This is a genomic window from Paenibacillus sp. 01L418, from assembly GCF_056400045.1.
The window spans coordinates 1-10,788 of sequence record NZ_JBFTSN010000216.1 but is presented as its reverse complement, the minus strand read 5'-3'; the positions used below and the strand labels follow the sequence as shown (position 1 = coordinate 10,788).

General features: G+C 44.5%; 10 protein-coding genes. 1 reads left to right on the top strand and 9 read right to left on the bottom strand.

Annotation, left to right across the window (positions count from 1 at the left end; genetic code table 11):
- Positions 1-190: 190 nt before the first annotated feature.
- Positions 191-799 (bottom strand): TetR/AcrR family transcriptional regulator, encoded by a 609-nt coding sequence (locus AC1DSE_RS21765; RefSeq protein ID WP_477528172.1) that lies wholly within the window; start codon positions 797-799, stop codon positions 191-193.
- A 185-nt stretch (positions 800-984) separates the two neighbouring features.
- Here AC1DSE_RS21765 and AC1DSE_RS21760 point away from each other — a divergent pair, with 185 nt between their 5' ends.
- A complete protein-coding gene (locus AC1DSE_RS21760; RefSeq protein ID WP_441884748.1) occupies positions 985-2,478 on the top strand; it encodes a DHA2 family efflux MFS transporter permease subunit in 1,494 nt (497 codons plus the stop codon).
- A 72-nt stretch (positions 2,479-2,550) separates the two neighbouring features.
- Here AC1DSE_RS21760 and pduL read toward each other — a convergent pair whose 3' ends face one another.
- The 8 genes from pduL to AC1DSE_RS21720 form a co-directional block, all read right to left on the bottom strand.
- A complete protein-coding gene (pduL, locus tag AC1DSE_RS21755) occupies positions 2,551-3,126 on the bottom strand; it encodes a phosphate propanoyltransferase (RefSeq protein ID WP_372239009.1) in 576 nt (191 codons plus the stop codon).
- 89 nt (positions 3,127-3,215) lie between these two features.
- Positions 3,216-4,082: a 2-oxoacid:ferredoxin oxidoreductase subunit beta gene (locus AC1DSE_RS21750; protein ID WP_477528171.1), complete on the bottom strand. Its 867-nt coding sequence runs from the start codon at positions 4,080-4,082 to the stop codon at positions 3,216-3,218.
- Positions 4,060-5,817, bottom strand: a complete 1,758-nt coding sequence (locus AC1DSE_RS21745) for a 2-oxoacid:acceptor oxidoreductase subunit alpha (protein ID WP_339208989.1) — start codon at positions 5,815-5,817, stop codon at positions 4,060-4,062. Before AC1DSE_RS21745 ends, AC1DSE_RS21750 begins: the two co-directional genes overlap by 23 nt.
- Positions 5,818-5,999: 182 nt before the next feature.
- On the bottom strand, positions 6,000-6,941 hold the full coding sequence (locus AC1DSE_RS21740) for a dipeptidase (RefSeq protein WP_477511402.1): 942 nt from the start codon (positions 6,939-6,941) through the stop codon (positions 6,000-6,002).
- A gap of 112 nt (positions 6,942-7,053) precedes the next feature.
- Positions 7,054-7,314, bottom strand: coding sequence for a stage V sporulation protein S (locus AC1DSE_RS21735; protein ID WP_006036664.1), 261 nt, complete (start codon positions 7,312-7,314; stop codon positions 7,054-7,056).
- Between the two features lie 137 nt (positions 7,315-7,451).
- Positions 7,452-8,246 (bottom strand): TIGR00282 family metallophosphoesterase, encoded by a 795-nt coding sequence (locus AC1DSE_RS21730; RefSeq protein WP_339208984.1) that lies wholly within the window; start codon positions 8,244-8,246, stop codon positions 7,452-7,454.
- Positions 8,247-8,335: 89 nt separating this feature from the next.
- The gene (rny, locus tag AC1DSE_RS21725; protein WP_477511403.1) at positions 8,336-9,880 is read right to left on the bottom strand and encodes a ribonuclease Y; all 1,545 of its coding nucleotides are present in this window, start codon (positions 9,878-9,880) and stop codon (positions 8,336-8,338) included.
- 181 nt (positions 9,881-10,061) lie between these two features.
- The coding region (locus AC1DSE_RS21720) for a regulatory protein RecX (RefSeq protein ID WP_477528170.1) at positions 10,062-10,788 on the bottom strand (727 nt) is incomplete at its 5' end.

Here is a 10,788-nt window from a genome sequence, read left to right as displayed (position 1 = left end):
AGCGATTGACAGCACACAAGTGTTGTTGCGATTTACAGGAAAAAATAAACCGATCTTAGTTAGGCCGACCAACAACGAAGATACACTATACATTATTTCTCCAGTGCTGACTGCACATCAGCTATAATTTCAAGACAAATAAAAGAGAGGACAGCATATACGCTGTCCTCTCTTTTACATTACTAATCAATTATCGAAATAAAGGATCAATAAATGTCTTGCAAAACCGGTCCTGTATTTCTTCACAAGTGTAGCCCATCACGTACCGCAATTGCCTAAACGTATGCGGGGATTGAATGGATATAAAGGAATGAGCAGCATAACAAGGATCAATAGGCTTAATTTGCTCTTTCTCCATTGCTTCCTCAAACAAGCTGCGCAGGACAGTATGCAAATAAAGATAAGGGGGTGATTGGAAAAAATCAMCTTTAGGATGTTCAAGTTCGATTTTATTAAAAGATTGCATCACGCCAAGCCATTTCGATTCCTTATCGATAAACGCTATAATTTTGCGCATAACTCCGCTCAATCGCTCATGTACGGACAGCATAGCCTCTTCTGTCAAATACGCGTCGATCTCATTGATGAAAATTTCAAAATTCTCTTTCATCATATCCATACACAAATCACCTTTGTTTGAATACCTCCGGTACAAGGTGCCTTGTCCAATACCGACTGATTTGGCGATTTGATGCATACTGACCGATTCTACCCCATGCTCCGTAAACAAGTGATTAGCCGTACGCAAAATCGCTTTGCTGAGCGCTTGTTTCGTTCTGCTGTTTTCTGGTGCAGTCATCGTTCCTATCTCCTTTTTCCGCGTTTACAAATCTTACGATTGACAATTGCCCCATTCGTCTTTATTATTCAGTAATGCGGACAATTGTCCGCTCATAGAAGCGGTCACCTTTTATTGTAGCCTGCTGGTACACAGAGGTCAACAATAGTTGGATAGACCCTCATATTTGGATAGGAGGAAATAAAATGGCTTCAGCTTCAAAAAAAGCAGCACCTGCTGGTGATCCGATGTCCATGCGCAATATTATTGCACCGCTGATTGCCATTATCGTCGGTATGTTCATGGTTATTTTGGACGGCACCGCAATGAATGTCGCTATGCCAGGTTTAATGGCCGACTTCAAAAGCTCGATGTCGCTTGTGCAGTGGACCATTACGGGTTATGCACTAGCACAGGCTGCTGTTATTCCGCTTGCGGGATGGATGTCAGATCGTTTTGGCGCCAAACAAGTCTTTTTGTTCTCAATCATTATGTTTACGATTGGTTCCGGTCTTTGTGCATTAGCAACAACCGCTGAACAGCTTATCGTATTCCGTATCATTCAAGGTCTTGGCGGCGGTATGGTTGCTCCAATCGCAATGGCCTTTACCTTTAGACTCAGCCCTCCTGGCAAACAAGGAGCAGTTATGGGTATGATCGGTATTCCAATGCTGTTAGCTCCCGCTCTTGGCCCTGTAGTAGCAGGCTGGCTCGTTGATTATGTATCTTGGCATTGGATATTTATTATCAATCTTCCAATTGGTGTCATTGCCGTTATCGTAGGGCTTCGCACCTTGCCAAAAATTGAACGCAAACATGTTCCTTCCCTAGACTTTTTAGGTATGATTTTCGCCCCACTTGCTTTTGCCAGTCTTGCTTATGGCGTAAGCTCTGCTGGCGGCGGTGAAGGCGGCGCAGGCAGCGGCTGGACCTCGCCTGAAGCTTTGATCGGTATGATAGTAGGCGGTATTTCGCTTATCCTCTTCATCATAATAGAACTGAAGCGCAAGGAGCCTTTGCTTGAGCTTCGCGTCTTTAAATCAAGCAATTTCACACGCGGCATTATTTTGCAGTGGATTGTTCAAATCGCATTATTCGGAACATTATTCTTAATTCCGATTTTCTTGCAAATCGCCAAAGGTTACTCCGCATTTGATACTGGACTTATTTTGCTTCCACAAGCTTTAGCAGCAGGTATTTTCATGCCGATCGGCGGCAAGCTGTTTGACCGCTTCGGAGCTCGTCCAATCGTCATTGCCGGTTTATCCATTGTTACGATTGCAGGCTTCATCCTTAGCCAGCTTTCAGCGGACACGACTCTTCTCACTCTTATGATTCCGATTGCTCTTCTCGGTGCAGGTATGGGCTTGTCGATGATGCCGCTTAACACACATATTATGCAATCCGCTCCTAAGGAGCTCGTTAGCCGCGTAACCTCGCTGACCGCAGCTGCGCAGCAGGTTATGACTTCCTTTGCAATCGCCGGCTTGTCGACGATTCTCGCTAGCAGAGTAGAGCATTACAGTGTAACTAACCCAGGACCAAATGTAGTGTACTCCTCTTACGGGGATACGTTCTTCATCTTGGCATCCATTTCAATCGTTGGCGCCCTCACAGCCTTCCTGCTTCGCAGACCGAAGCAAGAAGATGGCACCAATGCTGAGAATAAACCTGAAGTATCCATGATGATGGGACATTAATTCCATCTTTCCAAACAAAAAAAACAGCTTCCTCATCGTCTCTGACGACAGGGAAGCTGTTTTTTTTATTGACTAATCTATGATTTCAGCCATATCTCCGTTTTTCACGCCTGCTGCATTTGCTTCATCTGTATCAATATGCATATCAAGTGCGAATTGATCAGATACACGTGCAACAACATTTTCGAATACGACACCGCGCTCGCCAGCGAAACGAACCCGCAGCGACTGCTTGTCCGCAATACCAAACCGCTCAGCATCGCTTGTGTGGAAATGAATATGACGAGCCGCTACAATGACGCCCTCTTCGATTGTAACCTCTCCAGCAGGCCCTTGAAGCTTAATGCCTGCAGAGCCTTTTGTATTACCTGATTCCCGAACTGGCGGGTTAACGCCTAACGCAAATGCGTCCGTACGCGATACCTCGAGCTGCGTCTCTTTCCGTGCAGGTCCGAGAATTCTTACTTTTCCAAATGTTCCTTTTGGACCAACAACCGCTACCGTTTCATTCGCAGCGTATTGTCCTGGCTGAGACAATGGTTTCATTTCAGTTAACGCATAACCTGCCCCAAACAATATTTCAACATGCTCCTGTGATAAATGAATATGTCTTGCAGATACTCCGATTGGTACTCCTCTATGTATCATGTTGTCACTCTCCTGATTTAATTTTGTTGTTTTCCACAGAGTTGAAAGAAAAAGCATACGGCCTTTTGGCCGCATGCTTATCATACCACTTATTTAAATTCGGCAACAAGCTTATCGAATTCTTCTGGGGTGATTTTGATATTTTGCTTAGCTAGAGCCTCGGGCTTGAAGCCTGTAATCAAATCTTCATAGGCTTTTCGCGTTTTATTCTGATAGATTAGTCCTGTGAGCATGCCGTTTGTTTCCATAATCTTGTTCATCGCCTGCACGCGGTTTGTTGGATCGTAATCAGGGAATTGCTCCAAGTTCACGATATTTTCCTTAAACCAGTCGTACGTATTGATTTTGTTGAAGGTAACACATGGGCTGAACACGTTAATCAAGGAGAAACCTTCGTGGTTGATTCCCTCTTCGATTAATTTCGTCAGCTGCTTCAAATCACTCGAGAATGATTGAGCAATAAATGTTGCACCCGCAGATAACGCAATCTCAAGCGGTGACAGCGTCGACTCAATCGAGCCTTCCGGCGTCGATTTTGTTTTGAAGCCTTCCGCGCTGCGCGGTGAAGTTTGACCTTTGGTTAAGCCATAAATTTGGTTATCCATTACGATATAAGTCACATTCAGGTTGCGACGGATCGCGTGAACCGTGTGCCCCATACCAATAGCGAAGCCGTCTCCGTCTCCGCCTGAAGCGATTACGGTAAGCTCGCGATTAGCAAGCTTTACACCTTGTGYGATAGGCAGCACGCGGCCGTGTATGCCATGGAAGCCATAAGCGTTAATGTAGCCAGAGATCCGGCCTGAACATCCAATACCTGATATAACCGCTAGGTTCTCAGGTTCTAGTCCTACGTTAGCTGCTGCACGTTGAATCGCCGCTTGAATAGAAAAGTCTCCGCAGCCCGGGCACCAGTTAGGTTTTACATTATTTCTAAACTCTTTGAACGTTGCCATCTAAACTCAACTCCTTACATGCTTTGTGAACGTCGGAAGGTAAAAATGGGTTACCGTCGTATTTAAGCAAGCTATCGATTTTTTCTGCAAAACCAGCATGCATTTTAATTTGTCCTGCCAGCTGTCCGGTTGCATTATTTTCGATGACAATTACTTTTTTCGCATTTTGCAAGTAAGGAAGCAGAGGTTTAGTTGGGAACGGATGAATTTGACGAATCGTGATATGGTTCGTTTTCACGCCATCTAGAGTCAGCAAGCTTCTAGCTTCATCAATCGTGCCGCCAGTAGAACCCATACCGATAATAAGCAAATCAGGCGTTTCATGAGGCGCGTCAACACGAATAGCTTCACGAATGTACATATCATTCAGCTTATTCAATCGCTTATCCATCATGTGCTGACGGTTCATTGCATTCTCCGATGGACGTCCAGTTTCATCATGCTCTACGCCGGTCACATGATGCAGACCGCCCTTCTCGCCAGGCAATACACGAGGGGAAATGCCGTCTTCTGTTAGCTCATAGCGTTTAAACAAGTCGTGGCCTTCAAGGGCAGGCACATTCTCGACTAGTTTGCCGCGTTTGATTTCAATTTTGCTGTAATCAAGCTGATCACAGGATTGTTTGCCGAGCGACAGCTGCAAATCGGTCATCAGAATAACCGGTACTTGATATTCCTCAGCCAAATTGAACGATTCAATCGTATCGTAGAAGCAGTCTTCAATCGATGCAGGAGCAATGACGATTTTTGGAATCTCTCCATGTGTGCCATAAACCATTGCGTTCAAGTCCGATTGCTCTTGCTTCGTAGGTAGACCCGTTGAAGGACCGCCACGCTGCGTATTAACGATGACCAGCGGTGTTTCTGTCATGCCTGCAAGACCAATAGCCTCCATCATTAGGGACAGTCCAGGACCCGCAGAAGCGGTCATTGTGCGTACGCCAGCATAGTTTGCACCAATCGCCATCGTTACCGCTGCAATTTCATCCTCCGTTTGCACGACTGTTCCGCCGAATTTCGGAAGCTTTTTAATTAAATATTCCATAATCTCGGAAGCTGGTGTGATCGGGTAAGCCGCCATCAAACGGCAACCAGCTGCCAAAGAACCTAGACCGATTGCTTCATTGCCAATCATGAACAGCTTCTGCTGCCCATCCGCCTCATCTAGCTTAAATTCGTCAAGCGGTCCGCCCGCTTGCTCCAGCACAAACTCAGCGCCGCTTTTTACCGCTTCGATATTTTTCTCTACAACAGCTGCGCCTTTGCGTCCAAACTCTTCTTCAACCGCTTTATTGAATACTTCAAGCGGAAGACCAAGAAGCGCCCAAGAAGCGCCGGAGGCAACCATGTTTTTCATTAATGAAGTGCCTAGCTCCTCAGCCATCTTCGTAATCGGAACAGCAAACAGTCTAGCATCTATGCCTTCAGGAATCGTTGGGTTAAACTTTGCATCTGCAACGATAACGCCGCCTAGACGCAATTCCTTCGCATTCAAATCAATGCTTTCTTGGTCAAAAGCAACCAAAATATCCAAATCATCCGAAATAGCACGAATCGGCTTCGTGCTTATACGAATTTTGTTATTCGTATGTCCGCCTTTGATCCGCGAGGAGAAATGACGATATCCATATAAATAATAGCCTAAACGGTTTAGCGCCGTGGAAAAAATCCGGTCTGTACTTTCGACGCCTTCACCTTGTTGTCCCCCGATCTTCCAAGACAATTGACTAATCAAAATGCCCAACTCCTCTTTGTCTAAAACGTGCAATATTCTATTTCATCAAGTAATTATATAGTATAATTCATAACAGTCACAACAAGTTTAAAGCGCATATCTATAAAAATCAAGATGTAAACGCTTAATATAAGCATAGTTTGTTTCGATCAATCCCATACCGCAAATAGATCGAATTCATTTTAGTTAAAAGGAAGATTTTCCCGAAGGAAACGAAGAGCATTACCGGACATAAACTGTTCGGTTTGCTGCTCAGAATATCGTTTAAGAAGTGCCTCTTGAAGATTAACGAGTTCTCCAGGATGCGTTAATTGTTTCATATAACTATCAATTCCGTCAAAATCAGAGCCGAGCATAATATGCGATGCTCCGCCCAGCTCACAAATATGCTCAATATGACGCAATAAATCATCGATGACAACGACTTCCGCGCTGGATACAAACCAAGGCACAAAAGTAACCCCTACTACTCCTTGCATCTCAATTATTTTTTCAATTTGGGCATCCCTCAAATTTCGCGGATGATCGCAGATTGCTCTTGCATTTGAATGAGAAGCTAGGATCGGTTTCTTGGAAAGCTCAGCAACATCCCAGAACGCACGTTCAGATAAATGTGATACATCTATTAGTATATCCAAATTATTGCATTCTTCTACTAGCAATTTCCCTTTTGCGGTCAAGCCCCCGCCGCGCTGCTCCATCGCTCCGTCCGCAGCCCAATTCGCATGATTCCATGTCATTCCAGCTGCACGTATGCCTAATTGATGCATGATGCGAAGCAGTGACATTTGTCCTTGAAGACCATCAACACCTTCAAGSGACAGTAATGCTCCGATTTTTCCATCCTTAATACAAGAATCCAAGTCATGGGTTGTCCTTACCCACACCATGTCCTCGCAGCTTAATACCATCTGGTGGAAACGATCTACACTCTCCAAAATCGGCTCTAGTCGACCATTCATTGATTGTGGAATATAGATTGCAAAAGTTTGCAAGATCGTTCCTGCAGCCTTTAAACGCTCGTATGTAACATCTAATTTGCCGGGCTTATTGCCTTGAAAATATAAATTTTCATCAATCAACAGTTTGCATAGCACATCGCAATGGAAATCTACCACTTTCATAGACGCACCTCACCGTTTATAATTTGCAGCAAAAAAACCTGTCTACGACGTAAACAGGCGAACGATTGTTTTTTAATCCAATTGGCTTACATCTTAACGCCGCTTGGACTTGCTACCGAGGTTCAACAATCAATTTGATTGCTGTTCGATCCTCCCCATCGATAACAATGTCAGTAAAAGCCGGTATGCAAATTAAATCCACCCCGCTGGGAGCGACAAATCCACGAGCAATCGCAACTGCTTTGATCGCTTGATTTAACGCACCAGCACCAATGGCTTGCAGCTCCGCACCACCACGTTCACGAAGAACGCCAGCTAGCGCACCTGCAACGGAATTTGGATTGGACTTTGCTGAAACTTTTAATACATCCATAAAAAGAACCTCCCCTTGGACTGTTGGATGGATTCCACTTTTAAATAGTATTCGAGGGAGTTTAAAAAATTCCTGCTTTTATTCCGCATATTAACAAACTGTTCTGAATTGTCAGAACTTTCACTAGAATCATAGCATTACATCAGAAGCCATTCATCTTCCGTAAGACGAATTTTCTCAATTTTCCGTGCCTGTCCCGTCGCATCATCGATTTGAACAGATATCGCATGCAAATGCCACTTTCCTTCATCCACTACAAAACGAACCGGCAGCTGCGTAATAAATTTATGCAAAACGGCGTTTCGCTCCATGCCAAGCACCCCTTCTTTAGGGCCAACCATGCCAACATCTGTTATGTAAGCCGTGCCCCCAGGCAGGATCGTATCATCATTCGTTTGTACGTGCGTATGCGTGCCAAGCACGATAGAAGCTCTGCCATCGAGATGCCATCCCATTGCGATTTTCTCCGAGGTTGCTTCCGCATGAAAATCAACTAGGATATTGTTCGTTTGCTCTTTTGCCTCTTCGATCAATTCGTCTGCTTTGCGGAATGGACAATCGATTGGCGGTAAAAAGGTGCGGCCTTGCAAGTTAATAATAGCAAGCTGCTTTCCGCCAGCCTTAATAAAAGCCATGCCTTGTCCAGGAGCGCCTTCTGCATAATTTGCTGGGCGAACCAAGCGCGGCTCGTCGTCGATCCATTCAAAAATATCTTTATTATCCCACGTATGGTTGCCCATCGTTATGCCATGGATTCCCCATTCGAAAAATTCTTTAGCAATGGTTGCTGTAATCCCACGACCAGCAGCGGCATTCTCGCCATTCGCAATAATAATATGAGGGTTATATTTACTTTTAAGTGCTGGCAGTACTCGTTTTAACGCGCTTCTTCCTACATTGCCTACGATATCGCCGATAAATAATACGTTCATTCATTACACTTCCTTTTTTGTACGCCTGCAAACAGAAAAGTGGCTAACTAGCAGCCACTTTTCTGAAAAGCTTATATTTTTTTGTTTACTTACTTTGCATATTCAACCGCGCGTGTCTCACGAATAACCGTAACTTTAATATGTCCCGGATAATCAAGTTCGCTCTCGATTTTCTTCGTAATATCACGAGCGAGTCGGAATGCTTCTGTATCATCGATTTTCTCTGGCTGCACCATGACGCGCACTTCGCGGCCAGCTTGGATCGCGTATGATTTTTCAACGCCTTCAAACGATTCGGAAATGTCTTCAAGYTTCTCCAGACGTTTGATATACGTTTCAAGCGTTTCACGACGAGCTCCAGGGCGTGCAGCGGACAATGCATCTGCTGCTCCTACGAGCATCGCGATAACGGAAGTGGCATCCGTATCACCGTGATGGGAGGCAATACTGTTAATAACGACAGGATGCTCCTTGTATTTCTTAGCGAGCTCAACGCCGATCTCAACGTGTGATCCTTCAACTTCGTGGTCAAGTGCTTTACCGATATCATGCAGCAAGCCTGCACGCCTTGCGAGCGTAACATCTTGACCAAGCTCTGCTGCCATCAATCCAGTCAAGTAAGCGACCTCCATTGAGTGCTTCAGCACGTTTTGACCATAACTTGTCCGATATTTCAATCGACCTAAAATCTTGATTAAATCCGGATGCAAGCTATGAACGCCAACCTCGAAAGTAGCTTGCTCACCGTATTCACGGATACGCTCATCCACTTCTTTACGAGATTTTTCAACCATTTCTTCAATGCGGGCAGGATGGATACGACCGTCAGCCACAAGCTTTTCCAAAGAAGTGCGGGCAATTTCGCGTCTTATCGGGTCGAAACCAGATAAAATGACCGCTTCCGGTGTATCGTCGATAATAAGATCGATACCAGTCAATGTTTCCAAAGCACGGATATTACGGCCTTCACGCCCAATAATACGGCCTTTCATTTCTTCATTAGGCAAGGTTACGACGGAAACCGTCGTCTCAGCCACATGATCTGCCGCACAGCGCTGAATAGCTAGTGATATAATATCACGGGCTTTCTTATCGGCCTCTTCTTTCGCTTGCTGCTCGATCTCTTTAATCATCTGTGCTGTCTCATGTCGTACTTCCTGTTCAACATTGGATAAAATGATCGATTTCGCATCTTCCGTTGTCAGACTCGATATACGTTCCAATTCACTTAACTGTTGCTTGTAAATGGAGTCGATCTGCTCTTGCGTTTCTTCGATCCGTTTTTCTTTGTTGGCTACAGTTTCTTCTTTGCGTTCTAGCGCTTCTAACTTTTTATCCAGCGACTCCTCTTTTTGGAGCAAACGTCTTTCCTGACGTTGAGCCTCGTTGCGACGTTCACGAATGTCTCTCTCGGCTTCGGAACGAAGTTTGTGGACTTCATCTTTTGCCTCTAGCACAGTTTCTTTCTTCTGAGCTTCCGCTTCTTTTTTCGCATTTTCTACGATTACAATAGCAGCTTGCTCAGCACTTGAAATTTTGGCCTCGGCAATCGACTTTCGAATAAAATAACCAATCCCAAAGAATATTGCGCCAACAAAGAGACAGATCAAGATCCAAATGATCTCATTAGGCATCTTGTTCACCTCCTTGTTGCATACACCAAGGCACTGCTTGGGATGATATTAGGTTTTCAACCGGCTTCAAACCGTTTAAACATTTACTAATTTGACGAAAATAATCGTATTGAATCAACTTTTGGAAGGAAAATTGATTCAATAATGAAGGAATACAACCTCATTTTATCTTTTCGTAAAATCAATTGTCAAGCAAAAGCCCATCATCTTCCTCGAATGAGTCTTCTTCCCCATCCAGATCGATCGACTTTATCACGTCTTTCACGATATCTCCCGGAAAGCCGCTGCGCATTAAATACCCCATAAGCTTACGTTTTTTCTCAAATGGTTCGCCTTTTAAAGATCGCCATTTCTTCTCCGCAGCCTTCTTAGCAGATGCTAATTCCACTTTCTGGTCCAGTGAACCGATTGCTTCTGCTGCGGCTTCTTTCGACACGCCTCGCTGTTGCAGCTCTTGCTGAATGAACCGTCGACCCTTTAAGCGATTCTTAAGCCGGCTGGTCGCAAATTGGCGTGCATATTGTTCATCATCCACAATATGCTCTCTTTCTAAACGGTCAAGGGCATACTGAATATTGTCAGCTTCAAAAAACTTGCGATTCAAATATTGCTCAATCTGCTTTCTCGTTCGCGGTCTAGCTCCCAAATATGCGATAGCCATTATATATCCCCGATAACGCTCATCTTCCATTCGTATTTCATCGGCCTGAGCTTCGGTTACAACTTGTCCCTTGGTCAATCGATAACGAATCAATATATCTTCATGCACGGACAGAATAGCTTTCTCTGACTCGGCAAAAAGATGGTATAACTTCCGTTCTTTTTTGTCTTGCTTAACGGATAATATCATCCATTCTTCTTCGGTTCTTGAATGGCTTTCGGTCATACGGTACATCCTCTCTAAACAC